The following is a 25,037-nucleotide window of genomic DNA, read 5'->3' on the forward strand; positions in this document are numbered from 1 at the left end:
ACCTGCGCCATTCCCCTGTAGGAGCGCGCCCTGCGCGCGAATCGCGGGCAGGGCCCGCTCCTACAGGTTTGCGCGAGGCACGGCATGTTCTTGTAGGAGCAGATTCATCCGCGATAGCCGGACGTTCCGGCGCGGTTCGCGGATGAGATCCGCTCCTACGCTGCGCCACCCCCGCCATCCTCCTGTAGGAGGCACGGCATTCCCTCGTAGGATGGGTTGAGCGAAGCGATACCCATCAACCCGCCCGCGCCAGGCGCCGTTGCCGGCGGCGCAGACGGCGTGCCCGGCGTTCCAGCCACAGGTAGACCAGGCAGGCCAGGAACAGCGGCACCAGGAAGTACAGCACCCGGTAGCCGATCAGCGCCGCCAGCAGGGTGCCGCGGCCCAGGTGGTCGTGGAGGATGGCGATGAACACCGCCTCCAGCACGCCCAGGCCCGCCGGCACGTGCAGCACCACCCCGGCGATGCTGCTGATCAGCAGGGTGGCCAGTACCTCCGCATAGCTGGCCTTGTCTGGCAGCAGCACGCTCACCAGCAACGCCATCAGCGACCAGTTGGCCGCCCCCATGGCGCCCTGCAGCAGCGCCAGGCGCCAGCTCGGCAGGGCCAGGCTGAACTGCCGCCAGCCCCAGGCGCGGCGCCGGGCGTAGCGGCAGGCCAGGGGGTAGGCCGCGCCCAGGGCCAGCAGCAGCGCGCCGATCAGGCGCAGGCCGTTGCGGCCGACCGACCAGTCGTCCGGCAGGTCGGGGTAGCCGCTGACGAACAGCGCGCCGGCCAGCAGCAGGTAGCCGTACCAGTTGGTCACCAGGCTGAAGCTGAGGATGCGGGTGATGTCCGCCGCGCTCATGCCCAGGCGGCCGTACAGGCGGTAGCGCAGGGCCACGCCGCCGACCCAGGAGCTGAGGTTGAGGTTGAAGGCGTTGCACACGAAGGCCACGGTGAACACCCGCCGCACCGGCAGCGGGTGGCCGATGTAGTAGCGGCTGAGCACGTCGAAGCTGCTGAACACCGCGTAGCTGGCCAGGCTGATGCCCAGGCCCAGGAGCAGGGTGGTGGCGCGGTATTCGCTGAGCAGGTGGAACACCTCCTGCCAGTCGGTGGCGCGGATCAGCAGGAACAGCAGCACCGGCAGCAGCGCCAGCAGGGCGATGGAGAAGCCGCGCCGGGCCAGCTTCCAGGCCTGCTTGTGCTTCTCCCGCGGCGCGGCGGCGTTCATGGGCGCACCCGCGGGGCATCCGCCGCCGGTTCGCCTTCCAGGCCCCGCGGCGAGCGCAGGCGCTGGCGGTGCGCCGGCAACTGCCCGGCGATGGCCGGGAAATGCCGCAGGAAGTGGAAGCTGAGGAACACCAGGGGCGCGCGCCACCAGTAGCCGCGGCGCGCCACCTTGCGGGTGATGCGCCGGCAGTTGTCGCGGGCCAGGGCGTCCAGGTGCGCCTCCAGGGCGTGGGCGAAGCGCACGTCGTCGATCATCAGGTTGCCCTCCAGGTTCAGCGACAGGCTCAGCGGGTCCAGGTTGCTCGACCCCACCGTGGCCCAGCGCCCGTCGGCCACCGCCACCTTGCCGTGCAGCGGGCGGTCGCAGTACTCGTAGATCTCCACGCCGTCGCGCAGCAGGGTGTCGTAGAGCAGCTTGCTGCACAGGCGCACCAGCGGCATGTCCGGCAGGCCCTGCAGGACCAGGCGCACCTTCACCCCGCGCTGCGCGGCCTGGCGCAGCGCCCGCAGCAGGCGGTAGCCGGGGAAGAAGTAGGCGTTGGCGATGGTCAGCCGCCGCCGCGCGCCCCGGATCGCCGCCAGGTAGTGGCGCTCGATGTCGGTGCTGTGGCGGTCGTTGTCGCGCAGCACCAGGCAGGCGCGGCTCTCGCCGGCCAGTGTCGGCGCGCAGGGCGGCGCGCGGTCGGCGGCGCGGCCGTACTGATGCAGCAGGGCCAGGCTGGCCTGGCGGATGTCCCGGGCCACCGGGCCCTGCACCTGCACCGCGTAGTCCTGCTTGGCCATGGCGCCGAAGTCGGCCAGGTGGTCGGCGCTGAAGTTGATGCCGCCGACGAAGGCGGTGCTGCCGTCCACCACCAGCAGCTTGCGGTGCAGGCGGCGGAACAGGTTGGTGCGCAGGCCCAGCAGGCGCGGGCGCGGGTCGAACAGGTGCAGGCGCACCCCGGCCTCCAGCAGGCTGCGCACGTAGTCCCGGCCCAGGTCGGCGGTGCCGTAGCCGTCGACGATCAGCTCGACGCGCACGCCGCGCCGGGCCGCTGCCAGCAGCGCCCGGCGCAGGGCCAGGCCGACCTTGTCCTCGTAGATGATGAAGGTCTCCAGCAGGACTTCGCGCTGGGCCCGGGCGATGGCCTCGAACACCCGCGGGTAGAAGGCCTCGCCGTTGACCAGCAGTTCGATGCGGTTGCCCGCGTGCCAGCGATCGTTCATGGGCCCACCTCGGCAAGCAGCGGCAGATGGTCGGACAGGTGCGGCCAGGGGCGGCTGCCCAGCACCTGGCTGCTGCGCACCCGCAGGTTGCGCAGGTAGATGCGGTCCAGGCGCAGCAGCGGCCAGCGCGCCGGGAAGCTGCGCGGCGCGCCGGCCTTGTCGGCGAAGGCCGGCGCCAGGCCGCAGCCGGCGAGCAGGGCGCCGGCCTGGCAGCGCCAGTCGTTGAAATCGCCGGCGACGATCAGCGGCGCCTCGGCGGGCAAGCCTTCCAGCAGGCGGCAGAGCAGCGCCAGTTGCTGCCGCCGCTGCGCCTCGCGCAGGCCCAGGTGCACGCACACGGCATGCAGCGGGGCGCTGCCCGGCAGGTCGATGCAGGCGTGCAGCAGGCCGCGCTCCTCGTTGCCGGCGATGGAGATGTCGTGGTTGTCGTGGCTGATGATCGGGTAGCGCGAGAGCAGGGCATTGCCGTGGTGGCCCTCGGGGTACACCGCGTTGCGCCCGTAGGCGAAGGCCGGCCACATGCTGTCGGCGAGGAACTCGTAGTGCGGCTTCGCCGGCCAGCCGGGGTGGCGCCCGGCGTGCAACTGGTGCTCGCCGTGCACTTCCTGGAGGAACACCAGGTCGGCGGCGGTGCCGCGCACCGCCTCGCGCAGTTCGTGGAGGATGAAGCGGCGGTTGAAGGCGTTGAAGCCCTTGTGGGTGTTCACCGTCAGCACCCGCAGCGACAGGCCGCTAGCCAGCGCCGGGCCGGCGCCGGGGTTGACCGGCTGGTTCATGCCCAGTCCTCCGCCGGTTCGCCCGGCACCTGCTGCTGCGGCAGATGCACGTCGAGCAGTTGCATGAGGCGGAAGGCATCGAAGGGCGCGCGCACCTTGATGTCGTTGTCGAAATAGCAGTACAGCTCGCGGTGACGGCGGTCGCCGCGCTTGTCCGCATCGATCAGCTCTGCGTCGGCGGGCTGCAGGCCGTTGCGCCACAGGCGGATGCGCTCGCTCCAGCGGCGCAGCGCCGCCTCGCCATAGCCGCTGGCGTACAGCTGTTCGGCGCCGTGCAGGCGCAGGTAGGTGAAATCCGGGGCGGTGAGGTCCTCGGCGTAGGGCCACTTCGAGGGCGCGTCGGCCATCACCAGGGCCACGCCGTGCCGGCGCAGCTGGTCGGTGAACTCGGCGCTGCAGAAGCTCTCGTGGCGCACCTCCAGGGCATGGCGCAGGGCGAAGCGCCGGCCCGGCGAGGGCGCGTCGTGGCGCAGGCGCGCGTCCGCCGAACCGGCCAGTTCGGCCGCCGCATGGCTGTCGCGCGGCAGCAGGGCGAGGAAGGCCTCCAGCAGCTCGCCGTCGTAGACCAGGCTGGGCGGCAACTGCCAGAGGAAGGCGCCGAGCTTGTCATCCAGTTCCAGCGGGCCGGAGGCGAAGAAGTTGGCCAGCCCCTGTTGCGGCTCGCGCAGGCGCCGCAGGTGGGTGACGAAGCGCGGGCCCTTGACGCTGAAACGGAAGCCGGCGGGCGTCTGCGCCTTCCACTGGCGGTAGCGGCCGGGCGTCTGCAGGCCGTAGAAGGAGCCGTTCAGCTCGATGCTGGCGAAGGCGTGGGCGGCGTAGCGCAGCTCCTCGCGCTGGGGCAGGCCCCTGGGGTAGAACTCGCCGCGCCAGGGCGCGTAGCGCCAGCCGGAAATACCGATGTGCAGGCCGTCCGTTCCCATGGCGTCACTCCGTGGCGGGCGGCGCCGGCTGGCGGACGTGTTCCTCGTCGCCCTCGGCGGCATGCCGGCGCTGCGGCTGCAGCTCGACCTTCACCCAGCCGGTCTGGCGCTGGTCGAAGGCCTCGAAGGCGGCGATGGCGTCGCTGATGGGCTTGACCTGGGTGAGCACCTTGGCCGGGTCGATGCGCCCGCTGAGCACCAGTTCGATCAGTTGCGGGATGTACTTGCGGTGGTGGCAGTTGCCCATCTTCAGCGTCAGGTTGCGGTTCATCGCCACGCCGATGGGGAAGGTCCGCGAGTCCGGCCCGTATACGCCGATGATGCCCAGGGTGCCGGCCTTGGCCAGGCCGGCCACCGCCCAGTCGAGCACCTGGGCCGGCGCGTTGCCCGGCGTCCAGGGCGTCTCGTGGCCTGCGCCGGGGGCCGGGGTGACTTCGCCGTGGCTGCGCTCGGCGTCCACCCCGACGGCGTCGATGGCGCGGTCCACGCCGATGCCGTCGGTGAGCCAGAGCAGCGCCTGCACCGGGTCCTCGCGTTCGAAGTCGATGACCTCCGCGCCCTGCTGGCGGGCCATGTGCAGGCGGTCGGGGTGGCGGTCGACGGCGAACACCCGCGAGGCGCCCTTGAGCAGCGCGCTGGCGATGGCGAACTGGCCCACCGGGCCGCAGCCGAACACCGCCACGGTGTCGCCGATGCCCACCTCGGCCAGTTCGGCGCCGAACCAGCCGGTGGGGAAGATGTCCGAGAGCAGGATCGCCTGGTCGTCGCCGATCTGCGAGGGCAGGCGGATCAACCCGATGTTGGCGTAGGGGATGCGCGCCTTCTCGGCCTGCAGCCCGTGAAAGGCGCCGTTGGCCTCGGGGCCGCCGAAGAAGGCGGTGCCGGCGCGCCGGCCGCCGGGGTTGGCGACGTCGCACTGGGCGTAGTAGCCGGCGCGGCAGTACACGCAGTTGCCGCAGGCGATGGTGGAGGGGATCACCACCCGGTCGCCCACCTGCAGGTTGCGCACCTCGTCGCCCAGCTCCTCGACTATGCCCACGCCTTCGTGGCCGAGGATGGTGCCGGGCTTCATGCCGCCCACGCTGCCGCGCACGAAGTGCAGGTCGGTGCCGCAGATCGCCGAGGCGGTGAGGCGCACGATGGCGTCGTTGGGCTGGCGCAGCGTCGGCGCCGGGACTTCGTCCAGGCGGATGTCGCCTACGTCGTGGAATACCACAGCTTTCATGTCGTTCTCCCCGCTATCCGGCCGGCCACGGCCCGGGTGGTGCCGTGGCCAGGGGAAGCTCAGTGGGCCTGGGCCACGCCGCGCAGCACGGTGTCGCTGGCCTTGGCATCGCGGCAGGCGGCGATGTTGCCGAGGGAGACCACGCCCACCAGGCGCTTCTCGCGGCTGAGCACAGGCAGCCGGCGCATCTGGATCTGCGCCATGTTGCTGGCCACGTGCTGCACGTCCTCGTCCTCGAAGCAGTAGTGGATGTCGCCGCTCATCACCCGCGACACCGGGGTATCCACGCCCAGGCCGGCGGCCACCGCGCGGATGACGATGTCGCGGTCGGTGACCATGCCCACCAGGCGGTCGCCGTCGTTGACCAGCAGCGCGCCGCTGTCGATCCGCGCCATGGCCGCGGCCGCCTGGTGCAATGGGGTGTCGGGGGCGGTGGTCTGGACGTTGCGCGTCATGATTTCGCTGATTTTCATGCTGTCCTCCGTAGCGGTTGCGGTTGGGCGCCTTCGCGGACGCCTATAGCTTCCGACTGGGCGGTGGGGGCACCGTTCAGGCGGATTTCATGGATTGTTTGGGGAGGGGAGTGTGGGGCTGGCGGTGGAGTGGGGGCGGAGTCCGTTGCCCTCACCCCAGCCCTCTCCCAGAGGGAGAGGGGCCGTTCGGCGTGGCTGGATAACGCAGCGTCAGCCGGTGATCGTAGGGCGCATACCCGTTCGCGGTTATCCGCCGCCTGGCCTTGGCCACAGGGCGCGCCGGATCCGAACCCGAAGCGTCCGTTTCCGCGCGCTCCGGGCTGGACCAGGAGGCCAATCGCAGACGGCGTTCGCTCTACGAAGAGCGGAAGGGCGGTTCCGCGCTGCCCTCGCGGCTCCTTCAGCCATCCCCATCCTTGCGCAACACGAACAACGCCAACGACCGCGGCCCCATCTCGAAGGCCGCATCGAACCCGTGCACCAGCCCGTCGTCCAGCGCCGGCGGATCGGCCATGGTATCCAGCAGGCACTGCCAGTCGCGCCCCTGGGCCACGCCGGGCAGCTGGAACTGCAACGCCTCATGGTGGGCATTGAGCAACAGCAGCAGGGTGGCATCGGCCCCGCTGCGGCGGATGCCGGTGGGCTGCGCGCGGCCGTCGAGGAGCATGCCCAGGCAGCGGGCCTGGGGTGTCTCCCAGTCCTCCTGGGTCATCTCGCGGCCGTCGGGGGCCAGCCAGGTCACGTCCTTCACCCCCAGCTCGGCGTTGTACTCGCCGACCAGGAAGCGCCCGCGGCGCAGGATCGGGTAGCGCCGCCGCAGGCGGATCAGGTAGCGGGTGAAGGCCAGCAGCTGGCGGCCCTCGTCGTCGAGGTTCCAGTCGATCCAGCCCAGTTCGTTGTCCTGGCAGTAGACGTTGTTGTTGCCCTGCTGGGTGCGGCTGAACTCGTCGCCGGCCAGCAGCATGGGGGTGCCCTGGGACAGCAGCAGGGTGGCCATCAGGTTGCACATCTGCCGCAGGCGCAGCTGGCGGATCGCCGGATCGCCCGTGGGGCCTTCCTCGCCGTGGTTCCAGGAGCGGTTGTCGTCGTGGCCGTCGCGGTTGTCCTCGCCGTTGGCCTCGTTGTGCTTGTGGTCGTAGGACACCACGTCGCGCAGGGTGAAGCCGTCGTGGGCGGTGATGAAGTTGACCGAGGCGTAGGGCCGCCGGCCGCGGTGGTTGTACAGGTCGCCGGAGGCGGTGAGGCGCCGCGCCAGGTCCGGCAGTTGGCCCTCGTCGCCGCGCCAGTAGCTGCGCACGGTGTCGCGGAAGCGGTCGTTCCACTCCACCCAGCCGGGCGGGAAGCGGCCCACCTGGTAGCCGCCGGGGCCGCAGTCCCAGGGTTCGGCGATCAGCTTGCGGTGGCTGAGCACCGGGTCCTGGCGGCAGGCCACCAGGAAGCTGTGGCGCTCGTCGAAGCCTTCGGCGTAGCGGCCGAGGATGGAGGCCAGGTCGAAGCGGAAGCCGTCCACGCGCATTTCCGTGGCCCAGTAGCGCAGCGAGTCGGTGACCATCTGCAGCACGCAGGGGTGGCTGAGGTCGAGGGTGTTGCCGGTGCCGGAGTCGTTGACGTAGTAGCGCCGGTCGTCGGCCTGCAGGCGGTAGTAGGAGACGTTGTCGATGCCGCGCATGCTCAGCGTCGGACCCAGTTCGTTGCCCTCGGCGGTGTGGTTGTAGACCACGTCGAGGATCAGCTCGATGCCGGCGTCGTGCAGGTGCGCGACCATCTCCTTGAACTCGTTGACATGGCCGCTGGCCAGGTAGCGGGCGTGGGGCGCGAAGAAGGCGATGCTGTTGTAGCCCCAGTAGTTGCTCATGCCCTTTTCCAGCAGGTGCTTGTCGTCGACGAAGCCGTGCACCGGCAGCAGCTCCAGGCTGCTGATGCCCAGGTGGCGCAGGTGCTTGATCAGCTCGGCGTTCATCAGCCCGGCGCAGGTGCCGCGCAGGCGCTCGGGCACCGCCGGGTGGCGCATGCTGATGCCGCGCAGGTGCGCCTCGTAGATCAGCGTCTCGTCCCAGGGGATGCGGGTGAACTGCTGCTCGCCCCAGGTGAAGGCCGGGTCTATGACCTTGCACCTGGGCACGAAGGGCGCGCTGTCGCGGGTGTCGAAGCTCAGGTCCGCGTCGGCCGAGCCGATGGTGTAGCCGAACAGCGCCTCGGACCAGCGCAGCTGGCCCACCAGTTGGCGGGCGTAGGGGTCGATCAGCAGCTTGTTGGGGTTGAAACGGTGCCCGGCGTCCGGTTCGAAGGGGCCGTGCACGCGGTAGCCGTAGATCTGCCCGGGGTGGGCGTCGGGCAGGTAGCCGTGCCAGATCTCGTCGCTGTACTCGGGCAGCTCGATGCGTTCCAGTTCGCGCTTGCCGCTGGCGTCGAACAGGCACAGTTCGACGCGGGTGGCGTGGGCCGAGAACAGGGCGAAGTTGACGCCCAGGCCGTCCCAGGTGGCGCCCAGGGGGAAGGGGCGACCCTCGGTGACTCGCGAGTGCGAGCGTTTGCTCATGGGGGTTTCCTCTGCTGGCCGGTGATTCGGGGCGGGTGCATGGGATCAGCCCTCGTCAGGGCGCTCGGGATTGGCGGCGGGCAGCTTGCCCTTGCGCCGTGGCGGTTTCTGCAGCAGCGCCGGTCTTTCCGGCGGCTCGCCAGGAGGCTCGCGCTGGGCGAGCTGTGCCTGCTCGGCCTCGGCCAGGCTGCGGGCCATGCGCCAGTGGCGCTCGGCCTGGCCTTCGGGGCGGCCCTCGGATTCCCATATCTGGTGGGCCAGTTCGCGGACGCGCGCTTCGTCGATCTTCATGGGCTTGCCTCCTGGTGCTCGTCGACGCTGATCAGCAGGTTGACCGGCAGTTCGCCCAGCACTTCGGCCACCGCCAGTTCGCCGCCGTCGTCCCGGTGCCCGGCGGCCAGGCCCTGCCAGTGACGGCCGGCCAGTTCGGCGGGCAGGCGCACGCGGGTGTCGCCCCAGCGTTCGGGCGGCACCTGCGGCCTGTCTTCCAGCAGGCCCGCGCACAGCCGCGGCACCAGCACCAGCAGGTGCCGGCCGGCCTGGCTGCGCAGGAAGCCGAAAAGGCAATCGGCGTGCTCGCCGTGCAGTTCGAGCGGCTGGTAGCTGCCCTGGCTGAACAGCTGCGGCCAGCGCCGGCGCAGTTGCAGGGCCTGGCGCAGCAGGGCCTGCTTGATGCGTCCGTCGCGCCAGTGCTGCAGCAGCTGCGGCCAGTTCGGCTGCGCCTGCAGGGCGGCCTGGCGCCGGGCGTAGTCCGGCGTGCGGCGGTTGTCCGGGTCCACCAGGCTGAAGTCCCAGAACTCGCAGCCCTGGTACAGGTCCGGCACGCCCGGGGCGGTGCAGCGCAGCAGGCACTGCGCCAGGCCGTTGAGGGCGCCGGCGGGCATCAGCGCCCGGACCGCCGCGGCAATGGCCTGGCGCAGCGCCAGGCCGGCAGGTTGCAGGAGCAGGGCGTCGAGGAAGTCCGCGCAGGCGCTTTCATAGGCCTGCACCGGCGCGCTCCAGTCGGTTTCCAGCTTGGCTTCGCGCAGGGCCTTGAGTTGCCATTGGGCGATGCGCGCGTGGTAGGCGCGCAGCCCCTCGGCGTCGTCTTCGGCCAGGTCGTGAGGCCAACTGGCCAGCAGGCATTGGTAGAGGATCAGTTCGTCGCCGCCGCTGGGCGCGTGGGGCGTTTCGGGGTGGCGCAGGGCCGCGGCCAGGGGCCGCCACTGCGCCACCTGCTCGGCGAACCAGGGCGCGCGCTCGCTCAGCGCGGCCAGGCGGGCGCGGCAGTCCTCGCCGCGCTTGTGGTCGTGGGTGGCGGTGGCCAGCAGGGCGCGGGGGAACTGGGCCAGGCGCGCCTGGCAGGCGGCGTGGAAGTCCGCCGGCGGGGCCGCCAGGCGCTGCGGGTCGAAGCCCACGTCGTTGCGCCCCAGGGCCGCGGCGTGACGGTAGCAGGCGGTGTCTTCCAGGGCCTTGGCGGCGATGGGCGGGGTCAGCTGCTGGAAGCGCGCCAGCACCTGCCGGCGCTTCTGCCGCAGCGGCCCGGGCGGCACCGCGCGCAGTGGCTCGCCGCCCAGCACCCGGTCGAGCCAGGCCAGGGTGCGGCGGTCGTGCTTGTCCAGCCGTTCGGCCGCCAGCGCGCGGGCCTGTTCGAAGTAGCGCCGATCCTGCGCGGAGCGGCCGCAGGCGCCGGCGTAGCTGCGGTACACCGGGAAGGCCCGCAGCAGCTGGAACAGTGCGCGGCGGATGGAGCCCAGCGGCAGGTCGCGGCTGGCCAGGTCGGTGCGCGCCAGTTGCCAGAGCTGCTGGGCCATGCCTTCGAGGTCGCCGGCGAAGGCGCCGCGCAGCACCCATTCGCGGGCCGCCAGGCGCTCTTCGTCGAAGCCCTGGCGGCGGCCGCTGGCCTGCTCCCAGAGCGCGCGCAGGGGGATTTCGCCGCGCGGGTCGTGCTGCAGCAGCGACACCTGGTTCATGAAGTCGTAGCCGCTGGTGCCGTCCGCCTGCCAGTCCGCCGGCAGGTGTTCGCCGGGGGCGAGGATCTTTTCCACGTACAGCGGCGCGGCGCCGTCGCAAAAGGCGCGGCGCAGGCGCCGGCAGTAGCCGCGCGGGTCGGCCAGGCCGTCGACGTGGTCGATGCGCAGGCCATCCACCAGGCCTTCCTGCATCAGTTGCAGGAGGTAGGCGTGGCAGGCGCCGAACACGTCCGGCAGCTCCACGCGCAGGCCGACCAGTTCGTTGATGTCGAAGAAGCGCCGCCAGTTGATGTCGTCGGCCGCCACCCGCCAGTTGGCCAGGCGGTAGTGCTGGTGTTCCAGCAGGCGGTGCAGGGGGCGCCAGTCCTGGCCTTCGGTCACCCGGTAGAAGCCCAGCAGGCGTTCGCGTAGGGCCGCATCGCCCAGCAGCGCGGCCAGGCGCCGGCACAGGGCGGTGGCCAGCACGCGGGCCTGGGGGTGGCCGCGCAGCTCGGCGAAGCGCGGCGCCAGTTCGTACAGCGGGCCCTGCTCGGCGTGCACCAGGATCATGCCGTAGCTGGCCGGGCACACCGGGAAGCAGTGCTCGCCATAGTGCAGCTGGAAGCAGCCGGCGTGCTCGGCGAAGCCCAGGCGGATGCGCCCGGCCTGCAGCTCGTCGAGGTAATCACCGCCCAGGCAGGGCAGCAGCACCTGGCGGTCCAGCAGCGGGTCGTCGCTGCGCCAATGAATGTCGAAGAAGTGCGCGTAGGGGCTGGCCAGGCCCCACTTGAGCACGTCCTGCCACCAGGGGTTGGCCTGGCCGATGCGCATGTGGTTGGCCACGCTATCGACGATCAGCCCCATGCCGCGCAGGCGCAGGCCGCCGACCAGCCGGCGCAGGGCCGCCTCGCCGCCCAGCTCGGGGTTGATGCGGGTGGGGTCGACCACGTCGTAGCCGTGGCCGGAGCCGGGCTGGGCGGTGAGCAGCGGCGAGGCGTAGAGGTGGCTGATGCCCAGCTCGGCGAAGTAGTCCAGCCAGGGTAGGGCGTCGTCCAGGGTGAAGTCGCGGTTGAACTGCAGGCGCAGGGTGGCGCGGATGGCGTTCATCGCTCGCCCTCCCGGCGCGCCTGGTCCAGCCGCTGCAGGCGCGCGTCCACCGCGGGGATGTCGAGCATCTGCCCGGCCTGCGCCGGGTAGCGCCAGCGCCAGTTCGGGTGCTCGTCGCCGGGGCCGGGCAGGTTGGGCTGCTCGACGCTGCCCAGGGCGTCCTCAAGGGGCAGCAGCACCAGCGGCGCCGGGGTGCGGCCGACGAACTCGATGGCGCCATCCAGCGCTTCGTGACCGATGCCGTCCTCGTCCAGCGCCCGGGCCAGGCCCTGGACCTCGCGCTGGCGTTCCTCGCGGTCCTGCCTGGCCTGCTCCCCGCTGCGCTGGCCCAGGCGTTCGCGCCAGTCGATGTCGTGGCCCTGGCGCCAGCCTTCGAGGCTCGGCAGGTCGTGGGTGCTGGTGGTGGCCAGGGCCTCGGCGGACCACTGCCGTGGGGCGTGGAAGTGGCCGCCGGCCTGTTCGAAGAGCAGCACCCGCATGCCCAGGATGCTGTGTTCGGCGAGGCGCTCGCGCAGGCCCTCGGGAATGGTGCCGAGGTCTTCGCCGACGATCAGCGCGCGCGCCTGCCAGGCTTCCAGGCAGATGAGCCGGAGCAGGTCGTCCAGCGGGTATTCCAGGTAGGCGCCGGCCTGCGGCGGCGCGCCCTCGGGGATCACCCAGAGGCGGCGCAGCCCCAGCACGTGGTCGATGCGCAGGCCGCCGGGGTAGCGCAGGTTGGCCCGCAGCATCTCGATGAAGGCGCGGTAGCCGTGCAGGCGCAGGCCGTGGGGCGAGAAGGCGCAGATGCCCCAGTTCTGCCCGGCGCGGTTGAGCACGTCGGGCGGGGCGCCGACGCTGACCCCGGCCAGCAGTTCGTCCTGGCGCATCCAGGCCTGGCTGCCGCGCGGGTCGGCGCCCACCGCAAGGTCGGCGATCAGGCCGATGCCCATGCCGGCCTCGCGCGCGGCCCGCTGGGTGTGTTGCAGGCTGCGCGCCAGCAGCCACTGGCAGAACTGCTGGAAGTCGATTTCCTCCGGCTGTTCGAGGAGGAACCGGCGCACGCCCTCGGCCTCCGGGCGGCCATAGGCCGCCGGCCAGCGGCGCCAGTCCAGGCCGTCGCCGGCTTCGCCGCGCCGGCGTTGCAGGGCCTGGAAACAGCAGTGCTGCAGCAGGGCCTCGCCGCCGTCGCGGCGGAAGCGCTGGAAGTCGCGGCGCAGGCCGGCGTCGGCCCGGGCGAAGCTGGCGTGCAGCTGGCGCAGCAGGCGTTCGCGGGCCCGGGCGCTGCCTGGCCAGTCCACCAGGGGCAGGCTTTCCAGTTCGTGCAGTTCCCCGGCGAGCCCGGCCTCGGCGATGGCCCGGTCCACCGCGGCCTGGCCGAACACCTGGCGCGGCGCGGCGTGCAGTTCGTTGAAGAACAGCCGGCTGGATGGCGAGTAGGGGCTGTAGGCCTGGCGGGCGGCGGCGAACATGGCGTGCAGCGGGCTGATGGCCAGGGCGTCGGCGCCCTTGGCGGCGGCGCTGCGGGCCAGGGCTTCCAGCGCCGCCAGGTCGCCCAGGCCGCCGTCGCCGGGTTCGCGCAGGGCGTACAGCTGCGCGGCCAGGCCCCAGGCGCGCCGGCGCCCGCCGCACAGTTCCGGCACCTGGGGGCAGCGCGGCGGGGCGACGGCCAGACTCAGTTCGCGCTCGGCCAGTTGCAGGCGGTAGTAGCCGCATTGCGCCAGCGGGGGCAGGGCGGTGGCTTCGTCCAGGCGTCCTTCGATGTCTTCGCCGCGCTCGGGGATCAGCCGGAAGGCCTCGTTGGGCCTGGCCAGGCGGTCCAGCTGCAGCGGCCGGCCCTGGTCGAGGGTCAGCAGCGACGGCGGCGCGGCGCGCTCCTGGCGCACCAGGGCGAGGCTCTGGCGCAGCTGTTCGGGGCTCTGCGCCGGCAGCCCCAGGGCCTCCAGCACCTGGCGCAACACGTCGGGGCCGGCCTGCTGCGGGCGGTTGTCGGCGTCCACCCAGTCGGGCTTCAGGCCCACTTCGCCGGCCAGGTCGCGCAGCAGCGCATCGCTCATGGGCTTTCCTCCAGGCTCAGGGCCAGGCTGCCGGGGGCGAGCCGGCCGGCGCGGTAGTCGGCGACTTCCTGGCCTTCGCAGAAGAGGATCTGCGCCTGTGCCGCCGGCGCTTCGACGAAGACTTGCTCGCTGCCCAGGTTGAGTTCGATGCGCCACAGGCTGCTATCGCCCAGGCGCCAGCGCGCGCTGACCGCCGCCTCGCCCAGGGGCACCGCGCCCAGCGCGCGGGTGCCGCCCAGGCGCGGGATGAGCCAGGCGTGGCGCAGCTCCAGCAGGCGCCGGTAGTGGGCGCGCCAGTTGCTGTCGGCGTGCTCCGGGCGCGGCCGCGAGGCGACGAAGGTCTCGTAGTCGTTGGGCTCGGGGATGGCGCCGGAGAAGCGGCCGAAGGCGGCGAACTCCTGGCGCCGACCGTCGCTGACCGCCTTGGCCAGCTCGCCCTGGTAGTCGGTGAAGTACAGGAAGGGGTTGCGCTCGCCCCATTCCTCGCCCATGAACAGCATCGGCACCATGGGCGCCAGCAGCACCAGGGCCACCGCCACGCGCAGGCGCTCGGGGCGGCTCAGGGCGACCAGGCGCTCGCCCAGGGCGCGGTTGCCGACCTGGTCGTGGTTCTGCAGGAAGGCCACGAAGGCCAGCGGCGGGAGGTCCGCGCTGGGCTCGCCGCGCGCCCGCCCGCGGTAGTCGCGCTGGCCCTGGAAGACGAAGCCTTCGCCCAGGCAGGCGCACAGCTTGGCGGTGGTGGCCTCGGCGTAGTCGGCGTAGTAGCCCTCGCGCTCGCCGGTCAGCAGGTGGTGCAGCACGTGGTGCAGGTCGTCGTTCCACTGGGCGTCGAAGCCCTTGCGCAGCAGGCTCGCCTGGTTGTCCTCGTTCTCCAGCACCAGGTGCAGGTGGCGGCCCTGGGCGGCGGCGCGGGCGCGCCCGGCCAGCTCGACCAGGAAATCCTTGTCGGCGATGGCGTGCACGGCGTCCAGGCGCAGGCCGTCGACGCGGTAGTCGCGCACCCACATCTCGGCGTTGCCGATGAAGAACTCGCGCACCGCCGGGCGGGCGAAGTCGATGGCGTGGCCCCAGGGCGTGGGCTGCTCGCCGAAGAAGCCCGAGGCGTACTCGCCCAGGTAGTTGCCCTGGGGGCCGAAGTGGTTGTAGACCACGTCGACGAAGACCATCAGGCCCAGCAGGTGGGCCTGGTCGATCAGCCGCTTGAGGTTTTCCGGCGTGCCATAGGCCGCGGCCGGGGCGTAGGGCAGCACGCCGTCGTAGCCCCAGTTGCGGCGCCCGGGGAAGGCGCCCAGCGGCATCAGCTCGATGGCGGTGACGCCCAGCTCGACCAGGCCCGGGAGGAAGTCGAGCAGGGCGGTGAAGCCGTCGAACAGGCCCACGTGCAGTTCGTAGAGCACCGTCTCGTGCCAGGGCCGGCCGCGCCACTCGCGGCTCTGCCAGGCGTAGGCGGTGTGGTCGAGCACCAGGCTGTCGGCTTCCACGCCGCCGGCCTGGGCCCGCGAGGCCGGGTCGGCCACCGACAGGCGCTCGTCGATGCAGAAGCGGTAGGCGCTGCCGGCCGCGCAGGGGATTTCCAGGCTGTACCAGCCGTCGTTCAGGGCCTGCATGGGCAAGCGGCTGCCGTCGCCCAGTTGCAGGTCCACCCGGCGCGCGTCCGGCGCCCAGAGGGCGAAGCGCGTCAGCCCGTCGGGCTGCGGCAGGGCACCGGCGCGGGGCAGTTGGCGGCTCATCGGCGCACGCTCGCGGGTAGTTCCGCGAGCAGGTCGCGGTACAGCCGGGTGTAGGGACGGGCCGCCTCGCTCCAGTAGGGCGGGGCCTCCATGGCCTTGCAGCGCATGGCGTTGAGCAGCTCGGGGTAGCGGTAGATGTTCAGCGCGCGCTGCACCGCTTCGAAGTAGCTGTCCGCGTCGCCTTCGCGGAACAGCAGGCCGGTGACGCCGTCGACGATGGTGTCGGCCAGGCCGCCGGTGCAGCGGGCGATGGGCAGCGAGCCGAAGCGCTGGGCGTACATCTGGCTCAGCCCGCAGGGTTCGTAGCGCGAGGGCATCAGCAGGAAGTCGCTGGCGGCGTAGATGCGCCGCGCCTGGGTTTCGTCGAAGCCGATGCGCACGCCCACGCGGCCGGGGTAGCGCTCGGCCAGCCGGGCCATGGCCTGCTCCAGCGGCGGCTCGCCGCGGCCGATCGCCACCAGGCGGCCGCCGGCCTCGATCATGCGGTCGGCGATGGCCAGGGTCAGGTCGATGCCTTTCTGCTGCACCAGGCGCGAGACCACGGCGAACAGCGGGCCGCGCCCGGGCAGCAGGCCGAAGCTGCGCTCGACGTACTCGGCGTTGCGCCGCTTGCCCTGCAGGTGGCGGGCGTCGAAGCGTGCGACGAGATGCGGGTCGCTGCGCGCGTCCCAGCTGGCGTCGATGCCGTGGGTGATGCCGCTGAGGCGGCCCTCGCGGTGGCGCTGGGCGAGCACGCCCTGCAGGCCGCAGCCGAAGGTTTCGCCGGTGATCTCGCGGGCGTAGGTTTCGCTGACGGTGGTGATGTGGCTGGCATGGTTGAGGCCGGCCTTGAGGAACGACAGCCGGCCGTAGAATTCCATGCTCTCCGGCAGCCCGGCGTGCTCGGGCAGGCCCAGTTCGGCGCAGCAGCCCAGCGGGCAGGCGCCCTGGTAGCCGAGGTTGTGGATGGTCAGCAGGCTGGGCGTGGCCTGGCCGCGCCAGGCCATGTAGGCCGGGGCCAGGGCGCTGGGCCAGTCGTTGACGTGGAGCAGCTCGGGGCACCAGCCGGGGGTGGCCAGCCCTGCGGCCAGGTCGGCGGCGGCCAGGCTCAGGCGGGCGAAGCGGATGTGGTTGTCCGGCCATTCGTTGCCGGCGTCGTCGCCGTAGGGGGTGCCGTCGCGGTCGTAGAGTTCGGGGCAGATCACCACGTAGACGCGCAGGCCGTCGTCCAGCTGCAGCTCGCCGATGTCGCAGGGCGGCAGCGCGGCCAGCCCCGGCAGGTGGCCGACCACCTTGCAGGCCACCGCGCCCTTGAGCACCTGGCGGTAGCCGGGCACCAGCACGCGGATGTCGTGCTCGGCCAGCAGCGCCCGCGGCAGGGCCGCGGAAACGTCGCCCAGGCCGCCGGCCTTGACGAAGTCGGTGAGCTCCGATGTGACGAAGAGGATCCGCCTGCGGCGCCTGGGCGCGACTTCCTCCGTGAGGGAAAACGGTGGCAGCTCGGGTGGGCAGGGGTCTTCCAGGCGCGCATCGGCCAGCAGGTTTTGCATCTTCCGCTTCCTCTTTGCAGTGGGCCGGGTAGTCCTGCCGGCCGCATGGGGTGGTCGCCTTCGCGGGCGGCCTCTTCCGGGGGACCGGAACGCACGGCGCGAAGTTTCGATTTTCTGCCGGGGCAGGCCGGCGGGGCATGGGGTAGCCATTCTTTCGGTCTATCTATTGCGCAAGAGCGGAAAGCAGGCTCCGTACCAGGCGGTGCGCCTGTGCTAGGTCGTTGATTCGAAAGGATAAAGCGAGGGTTTGATGGCGTTGTGATGCGGGCGTGTTGCACGACCCAGGTGGAGGTGCCGCGCATTTTGCAGGGGGGATGGAGGGGCTTGTGGTCCGTGGGAGCCGGTTGCTTCGACCTGGGTGTTTCTGCGCCGCTCCGGGTTTGCCCGACCGTCTTGTTTCGCCCCCTCGGGCTAGTCACTTTTTTGTCAATGTTGCATGACCTCCTGAGCGCCGGTTTCGCTCGGCCTGCTGAAGGGGCGTTTCGGTGCGCTCGGCTATTTCTCTGGAAGTCCGAATCGCGGACAAGGTCCTACGGTTCCAGGAAGCACGGGCGTAGGCGGACCTTGTCCGCGATTGGACTCAACGCCCCCGCCGGACACTCCGGTGGCGCGGACGGCCCCCTCTCCCGCTTGCGGGAGAGGGCTGGGGTGAGGGTGCTCTTGATCCCCGGCACCTATCTCCGCGGCAAACACACCCGTAGGATGGGTTGAGCGAAGCGATACCCATCACCATGACCGCATGGGTTTCGCAAGCTCAACCCATCCTACGAAAAGCACCTCGGCGCGGCCTGCAAGACATCTGGCGTATCTGCGCTTCGCGGTCCGGGTCCATCGTCCTGTTCTCGCTTCATCGGGCGTGTAGAACCACTGACTGCGGGCACAGTCGAGTGTTCATGTGCCACGCACGAAGGGAGCGGCCGCATGATCCACGCCGAGAACCGCCGTATCGTCATTGCCACCTCGCCGCAGGCCGAACCGGCGCCCGAGGATGCCTGCAGCAATCGCGAACTGGCTCGCTGGCTGGCGGAAATCCAGGGGCTGGAGTTCTTCGACGGCCCGCCCGCGGAACGCGACCCGCAGCGCCACTACTACTGGGTGCCCAGCGAGACCCTGGTGGGCCGCGAGCAGGCCCGTCAACTGGGCGTGCAGGGGCCGCTGGACCTGTTCGGCGGCTACGTCGAGCAGGCCCACCAGGCCGGCAAGGCCATCGTCCATCCGCTGATCGAGCAGGCCGCGCTGACGCCCAAGGGCTGGGCGGCCGGTTTCGCCGAGCGGGTGGCGCCGGTGGTGCTGGACGGCCACAGCGCGTTCTGCCGCCAGGACGCCTGGCGCTGCGCCAGCGCGCGCCTGCCGCGGGGGCCGCAGCGGCTCAAGCCGGCCGGCGGGCGCGGCGGCCTGGGGCAGCGGGTGGTGGCCGATGCGGACGAGCTGGAAGCGGCGCTGGCGGGCTACGACGAGGCGGACTACCTGGCCGGCCTGGCCATCGAGGACGACCTCGGCGAGGTGCGCACCTACAGCGTCGGCCAGGCCCAGGTCAGCGGCGTGCTGCTGTCCTACCACGGCTTCCAGCAGCAGAACCGCAACGCCCGCGGCGAGCTGGTCTACGGCGGCTCCGACCTGCTGGTGGTGCGCGGCGGCTTCGACGCCCTGCTGGGGCTGGACCTGGCCGCCGAGGTGCGCCTGGCCATCCAGCAGGGCCGGGCCTTCGACCGGGCCGCCAGCCAGTGCCTGCCGCATTTCTTCGCCTCGCGGCGCAACTACGACGTCGCCCAGGACATCGATGCCGCCGGCCGCGCGCGCAGCGGCGTGCTGGAGCAGTCCTGGCGCGTCGGCGGCGCCAGCGGCGCAGAGCTGGCCGCGTTGCAGGCCTTCGTAGCCGATCCGGCGTTGCAGGCGGTGCGTGCTTCGTCCTTCGAGATATTCGAGGACAAGGCGCTGCCGGCCAATGCCCGGGTGATCTACCGCGGCCCCGACCGGCGTGGCGACTTCCTGTTGAAATACGCCATGGTGGAGGACCTATGACGCCTTATGACGAGCGCGTCGACATCGATGTCGACTCCCTGCGTCTGCAGGGCAACTTCCTCAGCCCTCGCACCCACGTGCCCGGCGTGCTCTTCGTGCACGGCTGGGGCGGCAGCCAGCAGCGCGACCTCAAGCGCGCCCGCGGCATCGCCGGCCTGGGCTGCGTGTGCCTGACCTTCGACCTGCGCGGGCACGGCGCCGAGGAGCGCCAGCGCGAGTGGATCACCCGCGAGCACAACCTGCGCGACCTGCTGGCCGCCTACGACCGCCTGGCCGCACACCCGCAGATCGACCCCGAGGCCATCGCCGTGGTCGGCACCAGCTATGGCGGCTACCTCGCCTGCATCCTCACCGAGCTGCGCCGCATCCGCTGGCTGGCCCTGCGGGTGCCGGCGCTGTACCGCGACGAGGACTGGGACCGGCCCAAGCGCGAGCTGCCCCGCGACGACCTGATGGCGTACCGCTCCAGCCGCGTGCCGGCGGCGAGCAACCGCGCCCTGCGCGCCTGCGCCGCCTTCACCGGCGACGTGCTGCTGGTGCAGTCGGAGCACGACGACTTCATCCCCCGCGCCACCATCCTCAGCTACCGGGCCGCCTTCCAGCAGACCCACTCGCTGACCCACCGGATCATCGACCAGGCCGATCACGCCCTGAGCACCGAGCTGGCCCAGGACGCCTATACCGACATCCTGGTGCGCTGGATCACCGAGATGGTGGTGGGCGAGCGCGCCAACCGCCTGGTGCTGGGCTGACGCACGCCGGGGTGCTCCTTTGGGCGGCCAGGGAGGTGCGCCCGGCGAAGCTGTGCTTTGCTGAAGCGATTCGGTGGAGGAACGCCATGTCAGGAACGATCGCCAGCAACGCGCAACTGGTGGAGGACGCCCGCTATCGGTTGCTGATGGAGGCAGTGACGGACTACGCCATCTACATGCTCGACCCCAACGGCCTGGTCGGCAGCTGGAGTTCCGGGGCGCAGCGGCTCAAGGGCTACGAGGCGCGCGAGATCATCGGCCGGCATTTCTCCTGTTTCTACCTGCCCGCCGACCGCGAGGCGGGGCTGCCCGAGCGGGCGCTGGCCACCGCGGCGCGCGAGGGCCGCTATGAAAGCGAGGGCTGGCGGCTGCATCGCGACGGCTCGACCTTCTGGGCCCACGTGGTGATGGATGCGGTGCGCGACGACAGCGGCGAGCTGCTGGGCTACGTGAAGATCACCCGCGACCGCACCGCCCAGCACGAGACCGAGCAGGCGCTGCGGCGCAGCGAGGAGCAGTTCCGCCTGCTGGTCAACGGCGTGTCCGACTACGCGCTGTACATGCTCGAACCCGACGGCCGCGTGGCCAGCTGGAACTCCGGGGCGCAGCGGATCAAGGGCTACCGTCCGGAGGAGATCGTCGGCCGGCACTTCTCCTGCTTCTACACCGTCGAGGATTGCAACGACGGCGTGCCCGAACGCAGCCTGAACATCGCCCTGGCCGAGGGGCGCTACGAGGAGGAGAGGCTGCAGGTGCGCAAGGACGGCAGCCGCTTCTGGGCCAACCTGGTGATCGACCCGGTCCACGACGAGGCCGGCACCCTGCTGGGCTTCGCCAAGATCACCCGCGACATCACCGACAAGCGCTACGCCCAGGAGGAACTGGAGCGGGCCCGCAACGAGCTGGTCCAGTCGCAGAAGATGGAGTCCCTAGGCCAGCTCACCGGCGGCGTCGCCCACGACTTCAACAACCTGCTCACGGTGATCATCGGCGGCCTGCAGTTGCTGCACCGGCACCTGCCGGCCGACGCCGAGCGCGTCCAGGACATCTGGCGCAACGCCCTGGAGGCCACCCGCCGCGGCGCCCAGCTGACCCAGCGGATGCTCGCCTTCGCGCGCAAGCAGCGGCTGTTCCCGCAGCCGATCGAGCTGCCGACGCTGCTGCAGGACATGAGCGAGCTGCTGCTCAGCTCGCTGGGGCCGACCATCACTATCGAAACGCGCTTCCCGCTGCGCCTGAACCGGGTGATGAGCGACCAGAACCAGCTGGAACTGTCGATCATCAACCTGGCGACCAACGCCCGCGACGCCATGCCCCAGGGCGGCGCCATCACCATCTCGGCGCGCAACGAGACGCTGCTGGACGGCCAGCGCACCAACCTGGCCGGCGGCGACTACGTGTGCCTGGCGGTCTCCGACACCGGCCAGGGCATGGACGCCGAGACCCTGCGCCGGGCGGCGGAGCCTTTCTACACCACCAAGGCCACCGGCAAGGGCACCGGCCTCGGGCTGTCCATCGTCCACGGCCTTGCCCAGCAGCAGGGCGGCGCACTGATATTGCACAGCGCGCCTGGGCAGGGCACCACCGTGGAAATCTGGCTGCCGGCGGTGCTCCCGGCGGCGGACGGCGAAGCGGACGACGCCGAGGACACGGCGGCCCAGGCGGCGCTGCCGGAAACGGTGGAACTGCGTGTGCTCATCGTCGACGACGACCCGCTGGTGCTGACCGGCACCGCGGCCATGCTGCTGGAGCTGGGCTGCGAAGTGCGCCGCGCCGACTCCTCGCAGCACGCCCTGGAGCTGCTGGAGAAGGAAGGCGATGCGTTCGACCTGCTGCTGACCGACTACGCCATGCCCGACCTGGACGGCATGCAGTTGATCCAGCGCGCCCGGCAGACGCACCCGGCGCTGTGCTGCGTGTTGATGAGCGGCTACTCGGCGCGTCTGGAGGGCTGCCCGGCGTCGCTGCGGCGCCTGGCCAAGCCCTTCGACCGCGAGCAGTTGCTGGCGCTGCTGGTGGAGGTGCAGGCCGAGGCCGGAAAAACCGAACCAAACTGAGGCGCCGCTTCCAAAGCAAGGGTGACAGCCACCCTTGCCCAGGAGGTACGCCATGGCCCCGTTCACCGAACTCCAGCGGCCCCAGCCCGAGCAGCCGCCGACGCTGCCCGAGCGGGAAAGCCAGGTGCCCGAGGACTTCCCCGAGGAGGTGCCCATGCAGCAGCCCCCGGAGGAGCCGCTGCCGCCTCCGGGCTCACTGCTCCAGGTATTCGCCGCTGCCGGCCATGCTCTGCCCCCAGAGTTCGAGGAAGGCGAAGGCCGTGGTCAGTAGCGCCAGGAAGCCGAAGCCGAGGATGCAGCCGGCATAGAACACCGCCTTGCGCTGGCGCAGGTGCATGAACACCGGCAGCCCGCTGAACAGCAGGAAGGCCGAGCAGGCCGTGGCCAGCGCGGCGGCGAGCAGCATCAGCCAGCGCGAGGGCACCAGCGCCACCACCCCGGCCAGCATCAGCGGCACGGCGATGGTGGTGGTGAAGGCCATGCTGCGGCCGATGTCCGGCCGGCTCTCGGTGCGGAACAGCACCCAGCGCACCAGGTAGGCCATGATCACCACCCCGCAGAGAAAGCCCAGGTAGCACCACAGCGCCAGCAGCGCGCCGCTGCTGGCGCTCAGGTACTGCGTCTGGTCGTTGCCCGGCAGTCGCCAGCCCACCTGGGTGGTGCCGATGAACAGGCAGATCGCCGGGATCAGCGGGAGGGCCAGCCACAGCGGCACGAAGGCCCGCGGGTGACGGTCGACGCTGGCGCTGAGGTCGCCCCAGGCGTGTTTCGGTTGGGTCAGCAGGGTCGTGAACGGGATCATCGATGAGCCTCCTTCCGTTGCGGCGGGCTGTCAGCGGGAATGCTTGCTCTTGCTACCGGCGTCCGGCAGTTCGCTTTCCAGCAGCGAGCCGGGGTCTTCGTTGCCCGGGTCGTTGATGCCCGGATCGCTGATGCCGCCGTTGGGCGGCGGGGTGGTTTCCTGCAGGGGGATGTCCATCGGCAGGACGGCGGTGCCGGAGACCTCCCTGAGCCGCGGCAGCAGTTCGTCGCGGAAGCGTTGCTGCTGCTCCTCGGACAGCGCGGCGAAACCGTGCTCGAGGATGTAGCGGGCGAGGATCTCCTCGCGGCTGTCCGGTTCCAGGCTGCCCTGGGCGAACAACTGCCGCAGCGCGGCGGTGAATGCGGCGTCCCGATGGTCGTTCCAACCCATGTGCCGGTCCTCCTGTAGGTCGATGGCTGGCCGCCGGCATGACCCCGGCGGTCTCTCGGAGGACTGGAGGGCGGCGGCCATGTTCAGCCACCGGGACGAACGGTACGCCGCCGCGGCGCCGGTCCAGGCGATGGAACCTTGGCCGCGCGGGCCGGCCCACCGCAGACATCGACTGTGCCGAGGAGGTGCGCCATGACCCCGTTCGTCTCCCTGATGCTGATCGCCGTGGCGGTGATCATCGTGCTGCTGGACCTGTGGGCCATCGTCAGCGTGTTCCGCAGCGACAAGGGCGTGAACGCCAAGGCCCTGTGGGCGCTGCTGATCGCCATCTTCCCGGTGGTTGGCCTGGCCATCTGGGGCATCGCCGGGCCCCGCGGCATGGCGCAGCCGCCGGGCTCGGCGGAGCACGGCGAGTGAGCGGCCCGGGCAGGGCCGGCTCAGTCGGGCAGCAGCGGGTTGCGCGTGTTCTTCAACCGCTCGACCTGTTCGGCCGGGGTGCCGATCAGCAGGTGGGCGAACAGCCAGGGCTCGACGCCCATGGCGCGGGCGTGGATGCACAGCTCGGCCCAGCCCTTGCGCAGGCGGTAGGCCTGTGCGTCTTCGTTTTCCTCGAGGCGGGACAGTTCGATCTCCCGGGCCAGGGCAGGAACGCGGCGAAGAAACTCCACCACGGCAGCCTGCCGCTGCGCGGAGTTCAATAGGATTTGCATGAGGAGGGGAAGAAAAGCCTGGTGAAGGGAAAGGCCCCGAGAACATCCAGGGAAACATGTAGCAGAAGACTTGGAAAAGTACGCCTGTAAGTGCAGTGGCTCAAGCGAAAAAGGCCATCAGTTGAAATTATGGATATGACGTTGCGCGCAAATTTCGAGCAATTCGCTGTATGCCGCGGACTCACTGGACGCGAAGAAGCGGTAGTATCATTTGGATATCAGCATGATGCGGTCATGGGCCGTCAACCGTTCATGCAATATGCGGGAATCGGCTTTATCGGTTTGATTTTTCAATGTCGATTGCGCCACCTGCCAGGCTCTGCCTGAATAGTTATTGCGAACTCCCCTTGATATGCACGCCCCAGGGACGGGGTGCTTTTTTCAAGCATCCATTCACGCCCTTGCCGATGCATTTCGGCGCATTGGTGAGGTCGGTGTCTGACTGGCCACCTCCGGGCCCGGCGCCATCCACCTGCTCAACGGGCTGTACGACGCGCGCAGGAGCTCCAGCCGGTGCTGGCCATCGTCGGCCAGCAGGCGGTGATCTCCCTGGGCAGCGATTACCAGCAGCAGGTTGAACAGGTTTCTTCGGGACCGGAGAAGCGGCTTCAGCGGAAGGTCATATGTCTGCGCAACGCCTTGAGTCTTTCCAATTCTTCGCTCGGCGTGCCGAGCAACATATGGGCGAACAACCAGGGCTCCAGCCCCGAATGCTTGGCTTGCGCGCAAAGTTCACCCCAGCCCTTCCTGAGTCGATAGGAGCCCAGGTCCTCGTCGCTTGCGAGTTGTGAAAGTTCTATCTCTCTGGCCAGGGTGGGCACCAGGCGCAGAAAGACGTTGACCGCCTCTTGTTGCTGTTGCGGGGAGAGCAATCTTTCCATCGGGCGACTTCACGATATGGGGTTGGCTTCTGCAAGACGCCGACAGGTTGCGGAAGGGAAAACTAAGGTAAGCCCCGGGCTGTTTCAAGGCGGAAAAGTGGCGTGAAGAAATTTTGAATATAACCTTGGTGAGGTTTTTTAAAGTTGCCGGTTATAAGCAGAAAAGTTGCCGATGGCAGCGCCGCGATAGCCAGTGGATATCAGGCGAATTACACGGATTACATGGCAAAATGCACGCCTTATCAGGAGCTTGTGAAGGATTTCAACAGTATTTTCAATGAATGTGGAAGCGCCCTGGGCTTGTGCCTAGAATCACTTCGGTTCCTTTGTTCAGATGCCTCGCTTCAGGGATGAAGCTTCTTTTCCCCCACTCTGATTGCACCCGGCGCAGCCGTTCGACCGCGCCGGGACGCCGTTCATTTGCGCCCCCCTTCAGGGCGAGATGGGGTCGCTGGCCGGAAAGGTTTCCTCCAAGGCGTTGTCCACGCGCTTTTCCTGGCTTTCGCGAGCCGGCCCAGGGATGACGCCAGGCGCTGCCTCGGCATGCCCGTACCCGTGGCCGAGCAGCGCCGCCTTGACCCGACAATGGCCGCTGAGGCCGCGCCTGACCATCAACGCCGAGGCGCCCACTTCCAGCCAGCCCTGCAGGCCGCCGCGACGAAAACCGTTGCGCATCCCGGCTAGGCCCAGGGCCACCGAGAACAGCCGCTCCCAGCGGCCCAGATTCTGTGCACTCATC

General features: G+C 70.5%; 22 protein-coding genes and 1 pseudogene. 6 read left to right on the forward strand and 17 right to left on the reverse strand.

Translation table 11 applies throughout. The annotated features are described in order from the left end of the window. Window positions 1–235: 235 nt before the first annotated feature. The 12 genes from ACTWJ5_RS12075 to glgA all read right to left on the reverse strand — a co-directional run bounded on the left by ACTWJ5_RS12075 (window position 236) and on the right by glgA (window position 16,684). Window positions 236–1,216, reverse strand: coding sequence for a lysylphosphatidylglycerol synthase domain-containing protein (locus ACTWJ5_RS12075; RefSeq protein WP_444438717.1), 981 nt, complete (start codon window positions 1,214–1,216; stop codon window positions 236–238). After that, window positions 1,213–2,421 (reverse strand): cardiolipin synthase ClsB, encoded by a 1,209-nt coding sequence (gene clsB / locus ACTWJ5_RS12080; protein WP_444438718.1) that lies wholly within the window; start codon window positions 2,419–2,421, stop codon window positions 1,213–1,215. Before clsB ends, ACTWJ5_RS12075 begins: the two co-directional genes overlap by 4 nt. Then, window positions 2,418–3,197: an endonuclease/exonuclease/phosphatase family protein gene (locus ACTWJ5_RS12085; protein ID WP_444438720.1), complete on the reverse strand. Its 780-nt coding sequence runs from the start codon at window positions 3,195–3,197 to the stop codon at window positions 2,418–2,420. The genes clsB and ACTWJ5_RS12085 overlap by 4 nt, the downstream gene beginning before the upstream one ends. Then, window positions 3,194–4,117, reverse strand: coding sequence for a DUF72 domain-containing protein (locus tag ACTWJ5_RS12090; RefSeq protein ID WP_444438722.1), 924 nt, complete (start codon window positions 4,115–4,117; stop codon window positions 3,194–3,196). The genes ACTWJ5_RS12085 and ACTWJ5_RS12090 overlap by 4 nt, the downstream gene beginning before the upstream one ends. Window positions 4,118–4,121: 4 nt before the next feature. Beyond that, complete coding sequence (locus ACTWJ5_RS12095) at window positions 4,122–5,342, reverse strand: zinc-dependent alcohol dehydrogenase (protein ID WP_444438723.1); 1,221 nt, start codon at window positions 5,340–5,342, stop codon at window positions 4,122–4,124. Between the two features lie 59 nt (window positions 5,343–5,401). Next, a complete protein-coding gene (locus ACTWJ5_RS12100; RefSeq protein WP_043266424.1) occupies window positions 5,402–5,815 on the reverse strand; it encodes a CBS domain-containing protein in 414 nt (137 codons plus the stop codon). 400 nt (window positions 5,816–6,215) lie between these two features. Continuing rightward, window positions 6,216–8,354, reverse strand: coding sequence for a glycogen debranching protein GlgX (gene glgX / locus ACTWJ5_RS12105; protein ID WP_444438725.1), 2,139 nt, complete (start codon window positions 8,352–8,354; stop codon window positions 6,216–6,218). 45 nt (window positions 8,355–8,399) lie between these two features. Further along, complete coding sequence (locus ACTWJ5_RS12110) at window positions 8,400–8,645, reverse strand: DUF2934 domain-containing protein (RefSeq protein ID WP_444438727.1); 246 nt, start codon at window positions 8,643–8,645, stop codon at window positions 8,400–8,402. Further along, a complete protein-coding gene (treY, locus tag ACTWJ5_RS12115; RefSeq protein ID WP_444438729.1) occupies window positions 8,642–11,392 on the reverse strand; it encodes a malto-oligosyltrehalose synthase in 2,751 nt (916 codons plus the stop codon). Before treY ends, ACTWJ5_RS12110 begins: the two co-directional genes overlap by 4 nt. Further along, window positions 11,389–13,425 carry a 4-alpha-glucanotransferase gene (gene malQ, locus ACTWJ5_RS12120; RefSeq protein ID WP_444438730.1) on the reverse strand — a complete coding sequence of 679 codons (2,037 nt, stop codon included), beginning with the start codon at window positions 13,423–13,425 and terminating at the stop codon, window positions 11,389–11,391. Before malQ ends, treY begins: the two co-directional genes overlap by 4 nt. Further along, window positions 13,422–15,155: a malto-oligosyltrehalose trehalohydrolase gene (treZ, locus tag ACTWJ5_RS12125; protein WP_444438732.1), complete on the reverse strand. Its 1,734-nt coding sequence runs from the start codon at window positions 15,153–15,155 to the stop codon at window positions 13,422–13,424. Before treZ ends, malQ begins: the two co-directional genes overlap by 4 nt. Next, entirely contained in the window at window positions 15,152–16,684 is a 1,533-nt protein-coding gene (gene glgA / locus ACTWJ5_RS12130; protein ID WP_444438734.1) for a glycogen synthase GlgA, read from the reverse strand. The genes treZ and glgA overlap by 4 nt, the downstream gene beginning before the upstream one ends. A gap of 921 nt (window positions 16,685–17,605) precedes the next feature. Between glgA and ACTWJ5_RS12135 the strand changes: the two genes are divergently transcribed. The 3 genes from ACTWJ5_RS12135 (at window position 17,606) to ACTWJ5_RS12145 (ending at window position 21,515) form a co-directional block, all read left to right on the forward strand. Then, on the forward strand, window positions 17,606–18,706 hold the full coding sequence (locus ACTWJ5_RS12135; protein WP_444438736.1) for a DUF3182 family protein: 1,101 nt from the start codon (window positions 17,606–17,608) through the stop codon (window positions 18,704–18,706). After that, entirely contained in the window at window positions 18,703–19,458 is a 756-nt protein-coding gene (locus ACTWJ5_RS12140) for an alpha/beta hydrolase family protein (protein ID WP_043317116.1), read from the forward strand. Before ACTWJ5_RS12135 ends, ACTWJ5_RS12140 begins: the two co-directional genes overlap by 4 nt. Before the next feature lie 86 nt (window positions 19,459–19,544). Then, complete coding sequence (locus ACTWJ5_RS12145) at window positions 19,545–21,515, forward strand: PAS domain S-box protein (RefSeq protein ID WP_444438738.1); 1,971 nt, start codon at window positions 19,545–19,547, stop codon at window positions 21,513–21,515. 193 nt (window positions 21,516–21,708) lie between these two features. Here the strand turns inward: ACTWJ5_RS12145 and ACTWJ5_RS12150 are convergent, their stop codons facing one another. Together ACTWJ5_RS12150 and ACTWJ5_RS12155 are read right to left on the reverse strand one after the other, a co-directional pair. Continuing rightward, window positions 21,709–22,317: a Yip1 family protein gene (locus tag ACTWJ5_RS12150; RefSeq protein WP_009619841.1), complete on the reverse strand. Its 609-nt coding sequence runs from the start codon at window positions 22,315–22,317 to the stop codon at window positions 21,709–21,711. 30 nt (window positions 22,318–22,347) lie between these two features. Continuing rightward, window positions 22,348–22,707: a hypothetical protein gene (locus ACTWJ5_RS12155; protein WP_444438741.1), complete on the reverse strand. Its 360-nt coding sequence runs from the start codon at window positions 22,705–22,707 to the stop codon at window positions 22,348–22,350. A gap of 192 nt (window positions 22,708–22,899) precedes the next feature. On the opposite strand from ACTWJ5_RS12155, the gene ACTWJ5_RS12160 reads away from it, so the two are divergent. Next, complete coding sequence (locus ACTWJ5_RS12160; protein WP_009619843.1) at window positions 22,900–23,124, forward strand: PLD nuclease N-terminal domain-containing protein; 225 nt, start codon at window positions 22,900–22,902, stop codon at window positions 23,122–23,124. A 20-nt stretch (window positions 23,125–23,144) separates the two neighbouring features. Here the strand turns inward: ACTWJ5_RS12160 and ACTWJ5_RS12165 are convergent, their stop codons facing one another. Continuing rightward, a complete protein-coding gene (locus ACTWJ5_RS12165; protein WP_444438743.1) occupies window positions 23,145–23,375 on the reverse strand; it encodes a hypothetical protein in 231 nt (76 codons plus the stop codon). A 132-nt stretch (window positions 23,376–23,507) separates the two neighbouring features. Between ACTWJ5_RS12165 and ACTWJ5_RS12170 the strand changes: the two genes are divergently transcribed. Both ACTWJ5_RS12170 and ACTWJ5_RS12175 read left to right on the forward strand, forming a co-directional pair. Continuing rightward, window positions 23,508–23,744, forward strand: coding sequence for a hypothetical protein (locus ACTWJ5_RS12170; RefSeq protein ID WP_444438744.1), 237 nt, complete (start codon window positions 23,508–23,510; stop codon window positions 23,742–23,744). 52 nt (window positions 23,745–23,796) lie between these two features. Beyond that, window positions 23,797–23,996: pseudogene (locus ACTWJ5_RS12175) on the forward strand (thiamine pyrophosphate-binding protein); the annotation flags it as partial. Window positions 23,997–24,025: 29 nt separating this feature from the next. Here ACTWJ5_RS12175 and ACTWJ5_RS12180 read toward each other — a convergent pair. Both ACTWJ5_RS12180 and ACTWJ5_RS12185 read right to left on the reverse strand, forming a co-directional pair. Beyond that, window positions 24,026–24,298 (reverse strand): hypothetical protein, encoded by a 273-nt coding sequence (locus ACTWJ5_RS12180; RefSeq protein ID WP_444439718.1) that lies wholly within the window; start codon window positions 24,296–24,298, stop codon window positions 24,026–24,028. A 432-nt stretch (window positions 24,299–24,730) separates the two neighbouring features. Next, the gene (locus ACTWJ5_RS12185; RefSeq protein WP_444438746.1) at window positions 24,731–25,036 is read right to left on the reverse strand and encodes a hypothetical protein; all 306 of its coding nucleotides are present in this window, start codon (window positions 25,034–25,036) and stop codon (window positions 24,731–24,733) included. Between the last annotated feature and the right edge of the window lies 1 nt (window position 25,037).

It is taken from the genome of Pseudomonas sp. A6 (assembly GCF_052367875.1).
In the GTDB taxonomy this organism is placed as follows: domain Bacteria; phylum Pseudomonadota; class Gammaproteobacteria; order Pseudomonadales; family Pseudomonadaceae; genus Pseudomonas; species Pseudomonas citronellolis.